Source organism: Siccirubricoccus phaeus, assembly GCF_008360935.1.
Classification (GTDB): Bacteria; Pseudomonadota; Alphaproteobacteria; order Acetobacterales; family Acetobacteraceae; genus Siccirubricoccus; species Siccirubricoccus phaeus.
This window is the reverse complement of record NZ_SRXO01000009.1, coordinates 35419-54519: the sequence shown is the minus strand read 5'-3', so window position 1 is coordinate 54519 and position 19101 is coordinate 35419. Positions and strand designations below refer to the sequence as shown.

Annotated in this window: 17 protein-coding genes; 9 read left to right on the top strand and 8 right to left on the bottom strand. The window is 73.1% G+C overall.

Features of this window, described 5'->3' with window-relative positions:
• Positions 1 to 24 precede the first annotated feature (24 nt).
• Positions 25 to 2271 carry a penicillin acylase family protein gene (locus E5N76_RS14190; RefSeq protein ID WP_149537969.1) on the top strand — a complete coding sequence of 749 codons (2247 nt, stop codon included), beginning with the start codon at positions 25 to 27 and terminating at the stop codon, positions 2269 to 2271.
• The gene (locus E5N76_RS14185) at positions 2268 to 3785 is read left to right on the top strand and encodes a GH3 family domain-containing protein (RefSeq protein WP_149537968.1); all 1518 of its coding nucleotides are present in this window, start codon (positions 2268 to 2270) and stop codon (positions 3783 to 3785) included. The genes E5N76_RS14190 and E5N76_RS14185 overlap by 4 nt, the downstream gene beginning before the upstream one ends.
• Before the next feature lie 182 nt (positions 3786 to 3967).
• Here E5N76_RS14185 and bfr read toward each other — a convergent pair whose 3' ends face one another.
• The 6 genes from bfr to E5N76_RS14155 form a co-directional block, all read right to left on the bottom strand.
• Complete coding sequence (gene bfr / locus E5N76_RS14180; protein WP_149537967.1) at positions 3968 to 4465, bottom strand: bacterioferritin; 498 nt, start codon at positions 4463 to 4465, stop codon at positions 3968 to 3970.
• Between the two features lie 52 nt (positions 4466 to 4517).
• Positions 4518 to 4718, bottom strand: a complete 201-nt coding sequence (locus E5N76_RS14175; RefSeq protein WP_149537966.1) for a (2Fe-2S)-binding protein — start codon at positions 4716 to 4718, stop codon at positions 4518 to 4520.
• Positions 4719 to 4735: 17 nt separating this feature from the next.
• Positions 4736 to 5791, bottom strand: a complete 1056-nt coding sequence (locus E5N76_RS14170; RefSeq protein ID WP_187830167.1) for an extracellular solute-binding protein — start codon at positions 5789 to 5791, stop codon at positions 4736 to 4738.
• A gap of 322 nt (positions 5792 to 6113) precedes the next feature.
• On the bottom strand, positions 6114 to 6899 hold the full coding sequence (locus E5N76_RS14165) for an HpcH/HpaI aldolase family protein (RefSeq protein ID WP_187830166.1): 786 nt from the start codon (positions 6897 to 6899) through the stop codon (positions 6114 to 6116).
• 605 nt (positions 6900 to 7504) lie between these two features.
• Complete coding sequence (locus E5N76_RS14160; RefSeq protein WP_149537965.1) at positions 7505 to 8752, bottom strand: MFS transporter; 1248 nt, start codon at positions 8750 to 8752, stop codon at positions 7505 to 7507.
• Positions 8749 to 9456 carry an ArsR/SmtB family transcription factor gene (locus tag E5N76_RS14155; RefSeq protein ID WP_149537964.1) on the bottom strand — a complete coding sequence of 236 codons (708 nt, stop codon included), beginning with the start codon at positions 9454 to 9456 and terminating at the stop codon, positions 8749 to 8751. Before E5N76_RS14155 ends, E5N76_RS14160 begins: the two co-directional genes overlap by 4 nt.
• 149 nt (positions 9457 to 9605) lie before the next feature.
• Here E5N76_RS14155 and E5N76_RS14150 point away from each other — a divergent pair, with 149 nt between their 5' ends.
• Positions 9606 to 9962: an antibiotic biosynthesis monooxygenase family protein gene (locus tag E5N76_RS14150; protein ID WP_149537963.1), complete on the top strand. Its 357-nt coding sequence runs from the start codon at positions 9606 to 9608 to the stop codon at positions 9960 to 9962.
• A 166-nt stretch (positions 9963 to 10128) separates the two neighbouring features.
• Here E5N76_RS14150 and E5N76_RS14145 read toward each other — a convergent pair whose 3' ends face one another.
• Both E5N76_RS14145 and E5N76_RS14140 read right to left on the bottom strand, forming a co-directional pair.
• Positions 10129 to 11295, bottom strand: coding sequence for a pyridoxal phosphate-dependent aminotransferase (locus E5N76_RS14145; RefSeq protein ID WP_149537962.1), 1167 nt, complete (start codon positions 11293 to 11295; stop codon positions 10129 to 10131).
• 200 nt (positions 11296 to 11495) lie between these two features.
• Positions 11496 to 12953, bottom strand: coding sequence for a gamma-glutamyltransferase (locus tag E5N76_RS14140; RefSeq protein ID WP_187830165.1), 1458 nt, complete (start codon positions 12951 to 12953; stop codon positions 11496 to 11498).
• Between E5N76_RS14140 and E5N76_RS14135 the strand changes: the two genes are divergently transcribed.
• The 6 genes from E5N76_RS14135 to lpxB all read left to right on the top strand — a co-directional run bounded on the left by E5N76_RS14135 (position 12952) and on the right by lpxB (position 19094).
• Entirely contained in the window at positions 12952 to 14385 is a 1434-nt protein-coding gene (locus E5N76_RS14135; protein WP_187830164.1) for a M48 family metalloprotease, read from the top strand. The two genes, E5N76_RS14140 and E5N76_RS14135, sit on opposite strands and share 2 nt — an antisense overlap.
• Positions 14382 to 15122: a DsbA family protein gene (locus E5N76_RS14130; RefSeq protein ID WP_149537959.1), complete on the top strand. Its 741-nt coding sequence runs from the start codon at positions 14382 to 14384 to the stop codon at positions 15120 to 15122. The genes E5N76_RS14135 and E5N76_RS14130 overlap by 4 nt, the downstream gene beginning before the upstream one ends.
• Complete coding sequence (locus tag E5N76_RS14125) at positions 15122 to 15940, top strand: MBL fold metallo-hydrolase (RefSeq protein WP_149537958.1); 819 nt, start codon at positions 15122 to 15124, stop codon at positions 15938 to 15940. The genes E5N76_RS14130 and E5N76_RS14125 overlap by 1 nt, the downstream gene beginning before the upstream one ends.
• Before the next feature lie 313 nt (positions 15941 to 16253).
• Positions 16254 to 16853, top strand: a complete 600-nt coding sequence (locus E5N76_RS14120) for a GNAT family N-acetyltransferase (protein WP_149537957.1) — start codon at positions 16254 to 16256, stop codon at positions 16851 to 16853.
• Positions 16850 to 17728 carry a carbon-nitrogen hydrolase family protein gene (locus E5N76_RS14115; RefSeq protein WP_149537956.1) on the top strand — a complete coding sequence of 293 codons (879 nt, stop codon included), beginning with the start codon at positions 16850 to 16852 and terminating at the stop codon, positions 17726 to 17728. Before E5N76_RS14120 ends, E5N76_RS14115 begins: the two co-directional genes overlap by 4 nt.
• A 232-nt stretch (positions 17729 to 17960) precedes the next feature.
• Positions 17961 to 19094, top strand: a complete 1134-nt coding sequence (gene lpxB / locus E5N76_RS14110; RefSeq protein ID WP_235907715.1) for a lipid-A-disaccharide synthase — start codon at positions 17961 to 17963, stop codon at positions 19092 to 19094.
• Positions 19095 to 19101 lie beyond the last annotated feature (7 nt).

Here is a 19101-nt window from a genome sequence, read left to right as displayed (position 1 = left end):
GGGCAGCCAGGGGCCGGACGGAGCATGCAGGGATGGGCGCGCCAGGCGGCGCTGTTGCTGGCGGTGGCGGCGTTGCTCCCCGGCTGTGCCGCGCTCTTCCCCCGCAGCGTCCCGGTGGAGGACCGGCTCGCCACCCTGCCCCTTCAGGGCCTCCCCCTCTCAGCCCCCGTCACCATCCGCTGGAATGATTATCTCATTCCCTGGGTCGAAGCGGCCACCGACACCGACCTCGCCATGGCCCTCGGCCTGGTGCACGGCCATCTGCGCGGCGCCCAGGTCGACCTGCTGCGCCATGTCGCACGCGGCCGCCTGGCGGAGATCGCCGGGCCGCTGGCGACCGATATCGACCACGCCCTGCGCATCCTCGATTTCGGCCGCGCCGCGCCGCAGATCATCGCCGCCTGGCCGCCGGAGACGCGGGATTTCATCGATGCCTTCCTGCTCGGCCTGAACCGCGCCGTCGCCCGCAGCCCACGGCCGCCCGAGGCCGGGCTGCTCGGCCTCCGCCGCGAGCCCCTGACGCGGGAGGATCTGCTGGCGATCGGCCGGCTGGCGGGCACGGACATCAATTGGCTCGGCTACTTCTCCCTGCTGGCGGAGCGCGGCACGCCCGGCTTCGCCCGCGCCTGGCAGCGGCTGCGCCTTGCCGGTGTGGGATTGCCGCCGACCAATCCGGAGCAGGCGACACTCGGCACCCTGCTCACCGGCCTCTCCCGCAACGGCAGCAACGCCGTCGCGGTGGATGCGGCGCACAGCGCCAGCGGCGCGCCGCTGCTGGCCTCCGATCCGCATCTCGGCCTCTCGCTGCCCAATCTCTGGCTGCTGGCCGGCATGCGCTCCCCCTCCTTCCATGCGGTCGGGATGATGGTGCCGGGGCTGCCCATCCTCGGCCTCGGGCGCAACCCGGATCTCGCCTGGGGCGGGACCAACCTGCGCGCCGCCTCCTCGGACCTCTTCGCCGTCGCCGGCCTGCCCATGGAGGAGCGGGAGGAGGTGATCCGCCAGCGCCTCTGGTTCGCCACAAGGCGGCGCGTCCGCGTCTCGCCCCAGGGGCCGGTGATGACCGATGCCGCCATCATCCCCAATCCGCAGGGGGAGACGATCGCCCTGCGTTGGGCCGGGCATGAGCCGGCCGACGAGATCACCGCCCTGCTGCGCGCCGCCCGCGCCCGGAATGGCGGCGAATTCCGCGCCGCCTTCGCTGGCTTCGCCGTCTCGCCGCAGAACATGCTCTGGGCCGACCGCCACGGCCGCATCGGCCGGTTGACCGCGGCGCTGCTGCCAGACCGCGAGGGCTTCCCCGCCACCGACCCGGTGCTGGATGCGCGGGACCCGGCCGCCACCGCGCCCTGGACCCGGCTGCGCGACGCGCGCCGCCTGCCGACGCTGGAGGACCCGAAGGAAGGCTTCCTCGCCTCGGCCAACGAGAACCCCGCGCTCTGGGCGCCGGATGCGCCGCCCATCGGCTATTTCTTCTCCGATGGCGACCGCGTCGCGCGGCTGCGCGCCCTGCTCGCCGCCCGGCCGCAGCTCTCGGCGGAGGATCTCTTCGCCCTGCAGCGGGATACGGTGGCGCCCAAGGCGGCGCTGCTGGCGGCGGCGCTGCTGGCGCGGCTGGACACCCTGCAAGGCGGCGCGCCGGAGCCCGCTTTGCTCGCCCCGCTGCGCGGCTGGGACGGCGACTACGCCGCGACGAGCCGCGCCGCCTTGGTGTTCGAGCTGCTGCTCGGCCAGCTCGTCCCCGCCTTGCAGCCGGAGGGGGTGACGGCGCGCGGGCCGGAGACGGGATGGAATTTCATCACCTCCTTCCTGCTGCGCGACCTAGACGCCCTGCCGCCGCCGCGGCGGGAGGCCGTGCTGCGCGCCGCGGTGGCCGCCGCCGCACCGCTCGCGACGCAATATGCGAATTGGGGCGAGGTGCACCGGCTGCGCGCGGCGCATTGGCTGGTGAACCTGCCCCTGCTCGGCCGCGCCTTCGTCCTCGGCAGCAGCCCCGTCGGCGGCTCCCGCGAGACGCCGATGAAGACCGGCCATGGCCTGGTCGCCGGCCCGCATGAGGTGAGCTTCGGCGCCATGGCGCGGCAGGTCTCCGACCTCGCCGACCCCGATGCCAATTGGTTCGTGCTGTTCGGCGGGCAGGACGGCTTCCTCGGCAGCGCCGCCTTCGCGGACCAGATCCCCCTCTGGCGCGAGGGACGCAGCATCCGCCTGCCGCTGCGGCCGGAAACGGTGGCGCGGGAATTCCGCCGCGTGACAGTGTTGCAGCCATGAGGCCGGGCCCGCCCTTCGACGCCACCCTGCTGCTGCGGCTGGTCTCCGCCCGGCGCATCGCGGCGCTTGAGGCGCAGGATGCTGCGGCGGCCCAGGCGGCGCTGCTGCGGCGGCTGCTGCAGCGTGCCGCCGGTACGGCGTTCGGCCGGGCGCATGGTTTCGCGCAGATCGGGGATGTTGCCGGCTATCAGACCCGGGTGCCGCTCCGCCGCTACGAGGAATTCTGGCGAGACTGGTGGCAGCCGGGTTACCCGGCGCTGCGCGACGCCACCTGGCCGGGGCTGATGCCCTATTTCGCCCTCTCCTCCGGCACCACCTCCGGCGCCACGAAATACATCCCCGTCTCCCGCGCCATGGTGCGGGCGAACCGGCTGGCGGCGCTGGACGTGCTGGCCTGGCACCTGCACCACCACCCGGCAAGCCATGTCTTCGGCGGGCTGTCCTTCATGCTCGGCGGCTCCACGGCGCTGGAGGCGGTGGCGCCCGGGGGGAGGAAGGGCGTGCGGCAGGGCGATCTCTCCGGCATCGCGGCTGCGGAAGTGCCGCGCTTCCTCGCCCCCTGGGGCTGGCCGCCGGCGCGGCTGGCGCTGCTGGCGGATTGGGATGCGAAGCTGGCGGCGCTGGCGGTGGAGACGCCGGCGGCGGAGATCGCCATGCTCTCCGGCACCCCCTCCTGGCTGCTGCTGCTGCTGGAGAAGCTGGCGGCAAGGCACGGCACGCCGCCCTTGCCGAAGCTGGAGTTGCTGGTGCATGGCGGCGTCGCCTGGGCGCCCTACCGGGAGCGCATCGCGGCCTTCCTGCCGCCGGGCTGCGCGACGCGGGAGGTGTACCCGGCCAGCGAGGGCTTCTGCGCCATCGCCGACCGCGGCGATGGCGAGGGGCTGCGGCTGCTGGCCGATCGCGGGGTGTTCTGGGAATTCGTGCCGCTGGAGGAGCTGGACCGGCCGAACCCGACGCGGCACTGGGCGGCGACCATCGAGACCGGGGTGGAGTATGCGGTCATCGCCACCTCCTGCGCCGGGCTCTGGGCCTATGTGCTGGGGGATACGGTGCGCTTCCTGGAGCGCACGCCGCCGCGGCTGCTGGTGACGGGGCGGACCAGCTACATGCTCTCCGCCTTCGGCGAGCATCTGGTGGGCGAGGAGCTGGAACAGGCGCTGCTGGACGCCGCCGGGCGGGTGGGGCTGGCGGTGGCGGAATATACGGTGGGGCCTGTCTTCGGCACGGTGCGGGGGCATCACCGCTGGCTGGTGGAAGCGCGCGGCACGGGCTCGGCCGAGACGCTGGCGGCGGCGCTGGACGCGGCGTTGCAGGCAAAGAACGCCGATTACGCGGCGCATCGGCTGGGCGGGCAGATGGACGCGCCGGAAGTGACCCTGCTGCCGGAAGGACGGTTCGAGGCCTGGATGCGGGCGGCAGGGAAGCTCGGCGGGCAGCACAAGGTGCCGCGGGTGCTGGCGGATCCGGGGCGGTTCGCGGCGGCGGTGAAGGGGTTGGGGGCTCCGCCCCCATAGCCCCCGGCAGGGGCTCTGCCCCTGCACCCCGCCGGAGAGGGGACCCCTCCCCGGACCCCGGTGTGGGTTTTGCGGTGCAACCTGCCGACTCGGACCGGGGTCCGGGGCCAGGTCCTGGCCCCGGCGGGGGTGCAGAGGGCGACGCCCTCTGCTGGGGGCTTGGGGGCGAAGCCCCCAACACTCTACTCCCCGCCGCCCTCCTGCTCCGGCGCCGGCGCGCTGTTGAGCTGGATGTATTTCTGGATGCCGATCAGCTTGATCAGGTCGAATTGCCGCTCCAGGAAATCGACATGCTCCTCCTCGCTGTCGAGGATGCGGCGGAGCAGGTCGCGGGAAATGTAGTCCCGCACCGATTCGCAATAGGCGATGCCTTCCCGCAGATCGGCCATCGCCTTCTCCTCCAGCTTCAGATCGGCGCCGAGGATCTCCTCCACGGTCTGCCCGACCATGATCTGGTTCAGCCGCTGCACATTGGGCAGGCCGCCGAGGAAGAGGATGCGCTCGATCAGCCAGTCGGCATGGCGCATCTCGTCGATGGATTCCTCGTATTCGTGCTTGCCCAGCTTCGTCACCCCCCAATGGCGCAGGGTGCGGGCATGCAGGAAGTACTGGTTGATCGCGGTCAGCTCGTTGGTGAGCTGGGTGTTCAGATGCTCGACGACCTTCGGGTCGGATTTCATGCAACGCTCCTGGTTGCGGCCGCCGGGGGTCCGGCAGCCGAACCAGCCCGCGTCACCCGGCCGCCAGTGTGGCCTCGCCCGTGCCCGGCTGTAGCATGGCGTCACGGATCATGCCGAGCACCAATCGCGTACAGGTACCGCACTGCGCCTTGCAGTCGCAGGCGGCATAGACCTCCCGCGGCCGCTTGGCCCCCTGGGCGACCGCCTGTTCTAACTGGCGATCGGTCAGGGCGTTGCAGAGGCAGACGATCATTCCCCCCCGATTCCCCCTCAGCGCCAGCCGGCGCGCTGCATGATCTGCAGCGCCGGCCCGGCATTGGTGTTGGTCCGCTCGGCGTCCACCTTCTCGCCGCGGAAGCTGCCCATGGCGGTCAGGGCCGGGTGCAGCGGCGCTTCCGGCACGGCCGGGTATTCCATGTTCCCCAGGGCGAACATTTCCTGCGCCTTGTCGGAGACGAGGAATTCCAGGAAGCGGATGGCATCCGCCCGGTGCGGCGCGGTCTTCACCAGCCCGGCGCCGGAGATGTTCACATGCGCCCCGCGGTCGCCCTGCCCCTGGTTCGGGAAGATCACCCCGATCCGCTGGAACAGCGCCTGGTCCTCGGCGCGCTGGGAGGCGCCGAAGGCTGCCAAGTAATAGGTGTTGGAGATGGCGAGCTGGCACTGGCCGGCGGGGATGGCGCGGAACTGGTCGCGATCCCCGCCCTGGGGCGGCCGGGCGAGGTTGGCGGCGACACCCTTGGCCCATTCCTCCGTCCGTTCCGGCCCGTTGGCGGCGAGGATCGAGGCGGCGAGGCTGATATTGTAGGGGTGGTTGCTGCTGCGGACGCAGATCATGCCGCGGAAGCGGTCATCCGCCAGATCCTCGTAGCGCGTCAGGCCCTGCGGCGCGCCGCGCTCCTTGTCATACATGATGACGCGGGCGCGCTGGGAGACGGCGAACCAGGTGCCGCCCGGGTCGCGCAGCCCCTCCGGCACCCGGCCGGCGATCACCTGGGACTGCACCGGCGCCAGCACGCCTGCATGCGCGGCGCGGGCGAGGCGCGCGGCATCGACGGTGATGAAGACATCGGCGGGGCTGTTCGCCCCCTCGTTGCGGATGCGCTCGATGAGCTGGTCGGCATCGCCCTCGATCAGGCGGACGCGGATGCCGGTTTCCTTGGTGAATTCGGCGTAGAGGGCGCGGTCGCTGTCATAGTGGCGGGAGGAGTAGAGGTTGACCTCCTGCGCCAGCGCGGCGCCGGGCAGGGCCATGGCGGCGGCCAGCAGGCCGAGGATGCGGCGGCCAGGAATGCGTCGGCCAGAAATGCGTCGGGGAGGGCGCATGGGTCACTCCGTCACGCCAGCGGTGATAGCGAGAGTGAGAACCATTCGCAAGTCTCTCGATGCCGCCTGCCGGGAAATGTGCCTTGCCTTGGCCGGGCAGGCGCGGCCGGCGCCCGGCTGAGCTGGGCCGGAAGCGGCGCGGCCGGCGCCGAGCCGAGCTGACAGGCGCCGGAAGGGCGCACCGCGCCTCTGCCCCGTCTCGCATCTTCCCCTTGACCGGCCGGCCAAAGGCAGGGCCGCCGGGCTGCGGCGCCCGGCGGCCACGCCGGCCCTGCGCGATACCGGCCAGGCTTTCAGGCTCAGCCCTTTCAGGCCCCCCCCCTCAGCCCTGCAGGCCGCGGAGGAATTTGCTGCGCGCCGAGGCGCCGGCCAGCAGCAGATTGTGATCCGAGCCGCTGAGCAGCAGCCGGGCGCCCAGCTTGATGTAGGCCGCGGCCCAGGTCTCGTCATACACGCCGCCCATGCCCAGCACCTTGCCGGCGGATTTGCAGGCATCGGCAACGGTCTTGTAGGCGGCCTGCACCCGCTCATGCCCGATCTGGCCGGCGATCCCCATGGAGGCGGTGAGGTCCGAGGTGCCGATCATCAGCGCATCGATCCCCGGCACGGCGGCGATGGCGGCGGCGTTGGCGACCGCCTCCGGCGTCTCGATCATCACCGTGACCAGGATTTCCTTGTTCAGCTCCACCTGCGCCTCGGCCACCGCCGGCGGCCTGAAATTATAGGCGAAGGGCGGGCCACCCCAGGACCGGGTGCCGACCGGCGGGAAGCGATAGGCATCCGCCACCGCCCTGGCCTCCTCGGCAGTGTCCACATGCGGCACGACGACGCCCATGGCGCCATTGTCGAGCGCCCGCGTGCCCTCGAACACGGCGTCCTTGCAGACCCGCACGATGGGGGTGACGCCCTGGTTCAGCGCGGCGATGGCGATCTGCGTCGCCTCATGGACCGAGGTCGCGCCGTGCTCCATGTCGATGAACAGCCAGTCGAAGCCGGCGGCGGCGGCCAGCATGCCGACCGCGGCGCCGCGCATGTGATGCACCCCGAAGCCGAGGGCGAGCTCATCCTTCTGCAGCCGCTGCTTCACATGGTTGGGTACGATGGGCATGGCGTTCTCTCCCCTGAGGCGGGGGGAGCGCACCATGCGGGGGCGGCGGGGTCAATCGGCGCTGATGGTGCGGGCGCGGGTGAAGATCGGGGGCGCCGTCCCCATAGGCGCCAGCTTAAGAGAACAGGAAGAAGGTCGGGGCTTTGCCTGTTGGCGGCCGTGCAGCCAACCCCCACCGGGGAGGGGAAGCCCCTCCCCGGACCCTAGAGCGTGATCGGTTGAGGTCGAATCGACCGAAACCGTGAATCACGCGACCGAACAATGAGCTAGAGCGGGGCGGGTGAGCGCAGCTCAACCGATCCCGCTCTAGTGTCCTGCCCGCGAAGTTCGCTGGATTTCCAGCGAAGGCAGCGGACAAGCAGGCCACTGAAAACACAAGCTGGTGGCCCGAGAACGAAGTCCGCAGGACTGCGGAAGCGGGACACTAGCTTCAGTTCAGACCCGACGGCTCAACTTGCAGCCTCAGGGCGGGGTTCGGGGCCAAGCCTTGGCCCCGACGGGGTTGGGGGCACCGCCGCCAACGAGCCGGCGCCCTTTGCCGGGGGTTCGAGGGCGGCGTCCCCATTCCTGGCAGATCGGCGCCATCGCCATGTGCCCCCCTCACGTCATCCCCTCGGCGGCGCGTCCCGGCCGGTCAGGTAGCCCGCCAGCCCCAGCAGCAGGCAGCCCGCCAGCGTGCCGAAGGCGATCGGCCAGGCCTCGCCGGCCGGCGCCACCGCCACCGCCCAGCCGGTCAGCGCCGGCAGGGCGGCGCTGCCCAGGGTCTGGGCCAGATTCACCGTGGTGGCGCCGCGCCCGACCAGATGGTCCGGGAACAGGCTGCGGCCATGCGCCACCACCACCACCGGAAAGGCGCTGAAGAGGCAGAGCAGCACCAGCAGCGCCACCGCCGCCGGCAGCGGCGCCCCCGGCCGGGCCGCCAGCAAGCCCAGCGACACCGCCGCCCCCAGGCAGCAGGCCGCGACCAGCCATTTCCGCGTGTTCAGCCGCCGCTCCAGCGGGCCGATGCCGAGCAGCCCCAGCACCAGCGCGCCGCCCATGGCGCCGAGCACCGCGCCGCGCGGCCCGGGGGCCAGGCCATGCACCTCCGCCAGATAGGACCCGGCCCAGACCGCCAGCACTGTCGCCGCGGCGGCATAGCCCACCAGATGCATGGCCAGCACCGGCAGCAGCCCCGGCGTCCGCCAGACGGTGAGCTGCCCGCGCAGCGCCTCCCCCAGCCCCTCGGCCGGGCGGTGCGGGCGGGGGCGGTCCGGCGGGTCGTCCCGCGCCCAGCGCCACCACAGCCAGGCCAGCCCCAGCGTCATCGCCGCCGAGACCGCATAGGCCCCGCGCCAGCCCAGCAGCCCCGAGACCCAGGCGAAGGGCGCCCCGGCCAGCAGCACGCCCGCCTGGCTGCTGGCGAAGATGCGGGCCAGCGCCGTGGTCAGCGCCGGCCCGCCATGCCAGCGCGCCGCCAGCACCACCGCCCCCATGAAGGAGGCCGCACAGCCCAGCCCCAGCACGAAGCGGGCGAGCAGGAACCAGCCGCCCTCCGGCGCCAACGCCTGGCCCAGCGCGCCCAGCGCGGCCGGCAGCGACAGCGCCGCCACCGTCAGCCGCGGCCCCAGCCGGTCCAGCGCCAGCCCCACCGGCACCTGCAGCAGCAGCAGCGCCAGGAAGAAGGCGCCATTCGCCGCCCCCAGCAGCGCCGGCCCGGCGCCGAGATCGGCGGCCAGCTCCGGCCCCACCACGCCCAGCGCGGCGCGGTGGAACTGGCTGGCCCCGGTCATCAGCGCCAGGGCGTAGAACAGGCGGCGGCGGGCGCCGTGATCCGTGCCCTCGGCGCCCGGGGGCAGCTCGCCATCCCTCACGCCGCCAGCCTCACCCCGAGCGCGGCATCGAGCTGCCTGGCGCCCTCCGGCGTCAGGGCCAGGCGGCGGCGGCCGAGCGGATCGCCCTCCCGCAGCGGCGGCAGGCGGCGCAGCCAGTGGCGGCGCAGGCAGCAGGCAGCGATCTCCCGGCCCAGCCCGCCGGCCAGATGGGCGCGGCGCTCCGACCAGTCCATGCAGTCGCAGGCGAAGCGGCGGGCGCGGCGGGCGGCGGTCAGGTCCACGCCCAGGGCGGCGAGGCCCGCCTCCCCTGCCCCGGTCGCCTGCCAGCCGCCGGGGGCGGGGGCGATCCAGCCCCGGCCCGTCAGCGCGCCATGCAGGGCGACGCCAAGGCGGCCGGCGAGGTGGTCGTAGCACAGGCGGGCCTGGCGGAATTCCTCGCCATGCGGCCAGCGACGGGCAGGGGCGACGGCGGTGGCGAGGCCGCCCAGCATCTCGATGGCCGCGGCAACCTCCTCGCCGGCCAGGCGGTGATAGCGGTGGCGGCCCTGGGGATGGACCAGGACCAGCCCACCCTCGGCCAGCCGCGCGAGATGCGCGCTGGCGGCCGGGGCGCCGATGCCGGCGGCGCGGGCCAGCTCGCCGGCGGTCAGGGCCTCGCCGGAGAGCAGGGCCTGCAGCATGGCAGCACGGGCGGGGTCGCCCATCAGGGCGGCGAGGCCGGCAAAGGCGGCGGGGGTGGACATGCAAGCAGGTTAGCAGCGAAGGGCGGGCGACGCTTCGCCCCGGACCGAAGCGACCAGTTCGGGTGTTGAGGGAGGACGCCGCCCTCCCTCAAACTCCCACCCGCCAAAGGCCGAAAGGCCTTTGGAAATCATGAGTTCGGGAACGGCCAATGATCGCGGTGATCTTCGAGGTGGAGCCGGCTGAGGGGAAGCTGGAGAATTATCTGGACCATGCCGGCCGCCTCCGAACCGAGCTCGCGCAAATCCCCGGCTTCATCTCGGTGGAGCGCTTCCGCAGCCTGACCAATCCGGCGAAGCTGCTCAGCCTCTCCTTCTGGGAGGATGAGGCGGCGGTGGCCCGCTGGCGGACCCATGCGGAGCACCGGGCGAGCCAGGCCGCGGGCCGGGCGGGGCTGTTCGCCGGCTACCGGCTGCGGGTCGCCGCGGTGCTGCGGGATTACGGCCCGGCGGAGCGCCGCGACCAGGCGCCGGCGGACAGCAACGCGGCGTTCCTCGACCTGCCTTGAGTCGGCAGGTTCAAACCTCGGATCCAAACTCAGGCCGGGGTCCGGGGAGGCGCTTGCCTCCCCGGTGGGGGTTCGGAGGCAAAGCCTCCGATCCTTCTTCCTGTTTTCTTCGCTTTTCCCTGAACTACCGCCTATGGGGCGGAGCCCCTAACGCCACCGTGGGGCGCTACCGCCCCAGGAACCGTGCGATCCGCCCCGGCGCCTCGGCCATCTCCGCCTCCGGCCCGCAATAGGAAAGCCGCATAAAGCGCCCGCCCCGCCCCGGGTCGAAATCCACCCCGGGGGTTGCGGCGATCCCCGCCTCTGCCAGCAGCCGGCGGCAGAAGGCGACGCTGTCATTCGTCAGATGGCCGACATCCGCCCACAGGTAGAAGGCACCATCCGCCGCCGCGATCCGGTCGAGCCCTGCCCGCGGCAGCTCCCGCAGCAGCAAAGCGCGGCTGCGGCGGTAGCGGGCCAGGTTCTCCTCCAGCTCCGCCCGGCAGTCGAAGGCCGCCTCCGCCGCCACCTGGGCGACATGCGGTGCGGAGATGAACAGGTTCTGCGCCAGGCATTCCACCGGCCGGACCAGATCCTCCGGCAGCACCAGCCAGCCGATCCGCCAGCCGGTCATGGAGAAATACTTGGAGAAGCTGTTCACCACCACGGTGCTGGGGGTCAGCCCAGCCGCGGTGGTCTCGGCGACGGTGCCGTAGGTCAGGCCGTGATAGATCTCGTCCGAGACCAGCCGCACCCCGTTCGCATGGCACCAGCGGGCGATGGTGGTGAATTCCTCCGGCGGCAGCATGGTGCCGGCGGGGTTGCAGGGGCTGGCGAGGATCAGCCCCTCCGGCTTCGGGTCCAGCCCCTGGAGCATGGCGAGGCTGGGCTGCCAGCGCGTCGCCGGCCCGCATTCCAGAAGCTGGGGCCGCATGCCGAGGGCGGTGAGGATATTGGCATAGGGCGGGTAGAAGGGCGCCGCCATGGCGACGGCGTCGCCGGGGTCGAACGCCGCCAGGAAGGCCAGGGGAAAGGCGCCGGAAGCCCCGACCGTCACGGCGATCCGTTCCGCCGGCACCGGGACGCCGTAGCGCTCGGCGTAGTGGCGGGAGAGGCGGTGGCGCAGGCCGGGCAGGCCGAAGGCCTCGGTATAGCCCATGGGGGAGCCGGCCTCGAGCGCGCGGACCACCGCCTGGGTGGCGCCGCGCGGGGCGCCGGTGCCGGGCTGGCCCACCTCCATGCGCAGGATGCCGGGGGCGGCGGGCGGCAGGGTGGCGGCGCGGGCATTGGCCGCGGCGATGACGTCCATGACGAGGAAAGGCGGGGCCTCGGCCCCGCGGCCGGTCTTCAGCATGGCGGCAGAGTAGCAGGGCGGGGCGGCCGGAAGAATGCAGGGGCCCGCCCCCGCCAAGGGGGGAAAGAGTCGGCAGCTTCAACCCTCGGGTCTGAAACTCGGACCGGGGTCCGGGGACCGGTCCGGTCCACGGCGGGGTCCAGGGGCAGCGCCCCTGGTGGGGGGTTGGCGGCACTGTCGCCAACGGGCGAAGCCCCCGCTCAGTTGTCGATCGCCCCCAGCGCCACCCCGCTGCCCTGCGGATCCGTCAGCGCCACGCAGCGGTCCGGATATCCCGGCAGGTAGTTCAGGCAGGCGCCGAGCTGCGTCCGCCCCGGCCCCCCCTGCCCTTCCAGCGCCGCCGCCGGCAGCACGCGGTTCAGCAGATGCTGCGCCGCCGGCCAGGCCACCGCCATCGGCGCCGCCTCCTGGCCCGAGCCCGCCAGCCCCATGCGGAAGGCCCGCAGATTCGGGTTGTAGGCTATGGCCGCCGAGAGGAGCGGCGGCTGCACCTGCCCCAGCCCTGGCGCCGCCGCCAGCAGGAAGCCCATGCCCGGCGCCATCCGCCCGGTGCCGAACAGATTGTTCAGGGTGAAGGCGCAGGTCACCGCCATGCCGGTGCGGTCGAACACCACCAGCCCGGCCGAGGCGGGCAGCGCCGGCGGGTTCCAGGGCGGCAACCCTTGCGCCGCCACCAGCGCCGCCGGGTCGCCCCCCTGGCGCCGCAGCGTGCCGGCCACCGCCAGCGCCTGGGCGGCCGCCGCCTCTGCCGTGGCACCGTTGCGCAGCGCCTCGAAGGCCGCGGCCGCCGCCACGCCGCCATCGGCCGGCGGCGGCAGGAAGGCGATGCGGTCGCCGCCGCGGCTCTCCCGCTCGAAGGGCTGCAGCAGGTCCGGCAGGGCGGCCCGCAGCATCTCGTAGGTCAGGCCGGAGCCGCTCGAGGCCGCGGTCTGGTCCAGCCGCCTGGCCAGGGCGCCCTGGTGCATGTCCCCCACACCGGCCAGGCGGAGCTGGCCGAGGCTCGCCGCCAGCTCCGGCTGCGCCAGCGCCTCCCCGGGGCCTTTCGGCCGGCCATCCGGCCGGGCGAACACCGCCCTGGCGCCGGGGTCGGCAAACAGCGGCCCGGAAACGGCGGCGAGGTCGGCGGCGAGGCCGCGGCTCACCTCCGTGCCGAAGCGGGCGGCCTGCTCGGCCGCCGCCATCAGCTCCTCGAAGGGCCGGACCGGCTTCCTGGTATGCAGGGCGAAGAGCCCGCGGGCCAGCAGCGGCACCGCCGCCGGCCGGTCCGCCTGGGGCGAGGCCGGGCGGGCCCCGGGCAGGAACATGATGGCATCAGTGCCGCCCTTGGCCGGGTCGAAGATCAGGCAGGCGCCGCCGCCGCCGAGGCCGACGCGGGATGGCAGGGTCACCGCCATGGTGAAGCCCGCCGCCACCGCCGCATCCGTCGCCGAGCCGCCGGCCGAGAGCACCTGGCGCGCGGCGAGCGCCGCCGCCGGGTCCTCCGCCGCCACGCCGCCGAGGAAGCCGCGGACGAAGCCCGGGCTGCCCTGGGACGGGCCGCCGCCGAAGACGTCGCGGCCGAGATTGCCCATGGTCTCGCAGCCCGGCAGGGCCAGCAGCGCCCCCAGCAGAGGCAGCGCTGGCCCCCGCCGAAGCCCCCGCGCTAGACAACCCGCCATGCGGAATGCGCTCTTCCCTTTCGCCGCACGCTGGGCATCGGCGCTGATCCTCATGCTGGCGTCCCTGGCCCCCTGGCTGCTGCCGGGGCGCGCCAGCGCCCAGACAGAAAGTACCGTGCTGGTGCGGGATGCGGAGATCGAACGGCTCCTCCGCACCCTCACCACCCCCCTGTTCCGCACCGCCGGAGTCGACCCGGCCCTGGTACGGATATCCCTGATCCAGGCGCGGGCGATAAACGCCTTCGTCACCACTGGCAACCGGCTCTTCATCCATACCGGCCTGATCCAGCAATCCGGCAGCGTCGGGGAGCTGGTCGGGGTGCTGGCGCATGAGACCGGGCATATCGCCGGCGGCCACGTCGCCCGGCTGCCGGAGGAGATGCGGAACGCGATGATCCGTTCCGTCGCCGGCATGCTGCTGGGCGGGGCGGTGGCGGCGGCCGGCGGGCGCAATGTCGGCGGCAATCCCGGCGCGGCGATCCTGAGCGGCCCGGCGCTCGCGCAGCAGGAGCTGCTGGCCTTCACAAGAGCGCAGGAACAGGCGGCGGACCAGGCCGGCATCACCTATCTCGCCCGGCTGGGCTGGCCGGCGGACGGGCTGCTGCAGCTCCTCGGCAAGCTCAGGGAGCAGGAGGCGCTGGTGACGGCGCGGCAGGACCCCTATCTGCGCACCCATCCGCTGTCCCGGGACCGGATGGATTTCGTCGCGACCGTGGTCGCCCGCCGCCCGGGGGGTGGTGCTGCGGGCGGCTTCCCGCCGGAATTCGAGCCTGCCTTCCGCATGGCGAAGGCGAAGCTGGACGGCTTCATCGACCCGCCGCTCACCACCTGGCGGCGCTACCCGGACAGCGATGCCTCCGCCCCCGCGCGCTATGCCAGGGCGGTGGCGCAGTACCGCACCGGAAGGGCGGACAGCGCGCTGGCGCTGCTCGACCCCTTGTTGCAGGAGCAGCCGGGCAATCCCTGGCTGCGCGAGCTGCAGGGGCAGATCCTGTTCGAGGCCGGCCGCCCCGAGGCCGCCCTGGCGCCGCTGCGGGAAGCGGTGCGGCTGGCGCCGAACGAGCCGCTGCTGCGCACCCTGTACGGCCGCGCGCTGATGGAGGCGGGCGGCACCGCCCGGCTGCAGGCGGCCGTGACGGAATTCGAATGGAGCCTGAGGGCGGAACGGGACAGCGGCTTCACCTGGCGGCAGCTCGGCACCGCGCATGGCAGGCTGGGCCAGTTGCCCCAGGCCGATCTGGCCCTGGCCGAGGAGGCGATGCTGGACGGCGACTATCCCCGCGCCCGCTTCCTCGCCCGGCGCGCGGAAGAGGCGCTGCCCCCTGGTGCCTTAAAGTTGCGAGCCCAGGATTTGCGCTTCGCCGCCCAACGCGACAACCTGACGCGCGAACAGCGGGACCAGGATGACGCCATGCGCCGGAGGCCGCGATGAGGAAACTGATCCTGGCGACTTTGCTGGCCTGGCCGCCTTTCGCCTGGCCCGGTCCGGCCGTGGCGGACCCTTTCACCGCCGAGCAGCGCGCCGCCATCGTCGAGATCATGCGCGAGGCGCTGCGGCGCGACCCGAGCATCCTGCGCGACGCGCTCAGCGCGCTGGAGGCGGCGGAGAACGCGGCGCGGGACGGCGCCGCGCGCAACGCCATCGGGGGCAATGCCCCGGCGCTGTTCCAGGACCCGCGCGACCCGGTGAAGGGCAACCCCCAGGGGCGCGTCACCCTGGTGGAGTTCTTCGATGCCCGCTGCGGCTATTGCAAGCAGCTCCACCCGGTGATGGAGGAGTTGTTGCGGCGCCAGCCGGATGTGCGACTGGTGCTGAAGGACCTGCCGATCCTCGGCCCCAACAGCCGCACCGCCAGCCGCGCGCTGCTGGCCGCCCAGGCCCAGGGCAAATACGTTCCGTTGCAGGACGCGCTGATGCGGCTGCGCGAGGAGCCGACCGAGCCGGTGCTGCGACGGGAGGCGGAACGGCTCGGCCTCGACTGGTCCCGGCTGCGGCGGGACATGGAGGACCCGGCCATCCAGCGCCGGCTGGAGGCGAATGGGCGCCTTGCCATGGCGCTGCGCATCGAGGGCACGCCGGCGCTGGTGATCGGCGACCGGCTGATCCCGGGCGCGGTCGATCTCGCCACGCTGGAGCGGCTGGTGACCGAGGCGCGGGAGCGCCTCTGATGCCGCATTTCCTCTGCCAGACCTGTTCCACCCAATTCGCCGAAAGCCTGGCGCCGCCGCCCGCCTGCCCGATCTGCGAGGATGAGCGGCAATATGTGCCGGCGCGCGGCCAGGGCTGGACCACGCTGGAAGCGCTGCGCCGCGGCCATGCTAATACCTGGCGGGCGCTGGAGGCGGAGCTGCTGGCCATCCGCAGCGTGCCGGCCGTGGGGATCGACCAGCGGGCGCTGCTGGTGCGGACGGGGGCGGGGAATTTCCTCTGGGACTGCATCGCGCTGCTGGACGCGGCGACGATCGCGCTGGTCCGGGCGCTGGGCGGGCTGGCGGGGGTGGGGATCAGCCATCCGCACTACTATTCCACCATGGTGGAATGGGGGCGGGAATTCGGTGTGCCGGTCTGGCTGCATGCGGCGGACCGGCAGCATGTGATGCGGCCCGATCCCTGCCTGCGCTTCTGGGAAGGCGAGGCCCAGCCGGTGCTGCCGGGGCTCACGCTGCACCGGCTGGGCGGGCATTTCGCCGGCGGGGCCGTCGCGCACTGGGCGGCGGGGGCGGGCGGGCGCGGCGCGCTGCTTTCGGGCGACGTCCTGCAGGTGCTGCCGGACCGCAAGCATCTGGGCTTCATGCGCAGCTACCCCTGCCTGATCCCGCTGCCGCCGGCCGAGGTGCAGCGCATGGCGGCATATTGCGCGGGGCTGGCCTTCGACGCGATCTACGGCGCCTTCCACGAGCGGGAGATCGTGACCGGGGCAAAAGCGGCGCTGGCGAAAAGCGCGGCGCGGTACTGCGCCTGGGCGACGGAGATGGTGGCGCCCTAGAGCAGATCGCCGGAGGGCGGCATCGCCCGGAGGCGTGAATCTGCTCTACAATCCATAAGTTAGAGTGGTTTCGCGCTGCACAGTCAGCGTGAAACCGCCCTAGAGCGGGATCGGTTGAGCTGCGCTCACCCGCCCCGCTCTAGCTCATTGTTCGGTCGCGTGATTCCATGACGCTTCGGTGACCTCATCGCATCACGATGAACACGACCGTACCAGCCTCTCCCGCCGGTGCCGCGCCAGCCATGCGCCAGGGCCGCATGCCTTGCCGCTTCGGCCGTTGCGCGGGGCGGGGCGCCCGCCTATCCCTGGCGCCATGCCAGCCCCGCCGCTTCGCCTCGAAACCCTGACCGGCGCCGCGCTGCGGCCGCTCTTCCCGGCGCTGGCCGGGCTGCGCATCGCCGTCTTCGCCGAATGGCCCTATCTCTACGCCGGCGATGCAGCCTCGGAGGAGGAATACCTGACCGCCTATGCCCAGGGCGATGGCGCCGCGGCGGTGATCGCCTTCGACGGCGAGACGCCCGTCGGCATGGCCACCTGCCAGCCCATGGCGGAGACGCATGCCGAGGTGCGCAGCGCCTTCCTGAAGCGCGGGTTGGACCCGGCGCGCTTCTGCTATTTCGGCGAAAGCGTGCTGCTGCGGGAGTATCGCGGCCGCGGTGCCGGGGTGGGGTTCTTCGCGGCGCGGGAGGCGCATGCCAGGGCGCTCGGCCTGGCGGCCACCTGCTTCTGCGCCGTGGTGCGCAACGCCAATGACCCGCGCAAGCCGAAGGATTACGTGCCACTGGATGCGTTCTGGCGGAAGCGCGGCTACACGCCGCGGCCCGACCTCTCCTGCGTCTTCCGCTGGCGGGAGCCGGGGGATGACCGAGAAACGCCGCACAGCCTCGGCTTCTGGCTGAAGGATCCGTTGTGAGCGCGCTGCGGCTGGCGAGCCTCGCCTGGCCGGTGGAGCGCACGCCGGACGTCGCCGCCTATGCCGCGAAGCTGGCGGCGCTGGTGGCGGAGGCGGCGCCGCGGGCCGATCTGCTGGTGATGCCGGAATATGCCTGCGTGGAGCTGGGGACGGCGCTCTCCGGCCAGGTGGCGGATGAGGCGGCGGAGCTGCGCGCCATGGTGGCGGCGGCGCCGGCGCTGCTGGAGGCGATGCGCGGCGTGGCGCGAAGGCACGGCGTGTGGCTGGTGCCGGGCAGCCTGCCCATGGCGGAGGGCGGGCGCGTGGTGAACCGGGCGCCGCTGATCGCGCCGGACGGGCGGCTCGCCTTCCAGGACAAGATGGCGATGACGCGATTCGAGCGGGAGCGCTGGGGGGTTGCCGCCGGCGCGGGGCCGGCGGTGTTCGAGACGCCCTGGGGAAGGATCGGCATCTCCATCTGCTACGATGCGGAATTCCCCAAGCATGTGCGGGCGCAGGTGGAGGCCGGCGCCTGGCTGGTGCTGGTGCCGAGCTGCACGGACACCATGCATGGCTTCAACCGGGTGCGCTTCGCGGCGCAGGCGCGGGCGCTGGAGAATCAGTGCTTCGTCGCGGTGGCGCCGACGGTGGGGGAGGCGCCCTGGTCGGCGGCGCTGGATGCGAACCGGGGTTTTGCGAGTGTGTTCGGGCCGATCGACCGGGGGTTTCCGGAAGATGGGGTGGTGGCGCGCGGGGCGCTGGACATGCCGGGCTGGGTGTACGCGACGCTGGATCCGGCGCGGATCGACGCGGTGCGACGGGACGGGGCGGTGCTGAACCATCGGGATTGGCCGCAGGCGCCGGTGGCGGTGCCGGCGTTGGGGGTGTTCCGGTGAGGCGAGAGGGGGCTCTGCCCCCTCTCGAACTCTCCCCCGCCAAAGGCCGAAGGGCCTTTGGAAACCGGGAGTTTGCGCGTCGCGGTTGGAACCGCCGACTCAAGGGTTCCAAGGGCCCTTCGGCCCTTGGCGGGTTGGAGTTTGAGGCAGGGCAGCGCCCTTCCTCAACACTGCGGTGGTAATTTACCTCCTCGCCGGCGAAGCCTCCGGCGACCTCCTCGGCGGCCGCCTGATGGCGGCGTTGCAGCGCCGCCTGCCCGGCGTGGAGTTCGCCGGCGTCGGCGGCGAACGCATGGCGGCCGAGGGGCTGCAGAGCCTCTTCCCCATGCGCGAGCTGTCCCTGATGGGGCTGATGGAGGTGCTGCCCAGCCTCCGCCGCCTGCTGCGCCGGCTGGATGAGGTGGAGGCGGATATCCTCGCCCGGCAGCCCGCCGTGCTGGTGACGATCGACGCCCCCAGCTTCACCCTGCGCATCGCCGCCCGGGTGCGGCCGCGCGGCGTCCGGGTGGTGCATTACGTGGCGCCGCAGCTCTGGGCCTGGCGGCCGGGGCGGGTGAAGAAGATCGCCCGGCGGGTGGATCTGCTGCTGGCCCTGTTGCCCTTCGAGCCGCCCTTCTTCGAGGCCGCCGGCATCAGGGTGCGCTTCGTCGGCCACCCGGTGCTGGAGAGCGGCGCCGACCGGGGCGATGCCGCCCGCTTCCGCGCCGCGCATGGGATAGGGCCGGCGGAGAAGGTGCTGCTGGTGATGCCCGGCAGCCGGCGCGGCGAGGTGGCGCGGCTGCTGCCTCTCTTCGGCGCAGCGGTACAGCGCCTGCTGGCGGCGGAGCCCGGGCTGCGCCCCGTGGTGGCGCTGGCCGGGCCGGTCGAGGAAGCGGTGCGGCAAGGCAGCGCCCATTGGCCCGTGCCGCCCATCCTGGTGCGGACGCCGGCGGAGAAGCAGGACGCTTATGCGGCTGCGGCGGCGGGCCTCATCAAATCCGGCACCTCCAGCCTGGAGATGGCGGTGGCGGGCGTGCCGCATGTGATCGGCTACCGGGTCAACCCCGTCACCGCCGCGATCGTGCGAAGGCTGGTCAAGGTGCGCTTCGCCTCTCTCGTCAATCTGCTGGCGGAGCGGGAAGTGGTGCCGGAGAAGCTGCAGGAGGCCTGCACGCCGGAGGCGCTGGCCGCGGCGGTGCTGCCCCTGCTGCGGAACCCGGCCGCGGCGGCGGCCCAGCGCGCCGGATTTGCCGAGGTGCTGGCGAAGCTGCGCCCGGCGGAAGGACTGCCGAGCGAGGCGGCGGCGGCCGCGGTGATCGCGGCGCTGTCCCCTCCCCGCGGGCGGGGGAGGGTTAGGGTGGGGGTGGCGGCCGGGCGCTGCGCGTAGCGGGACC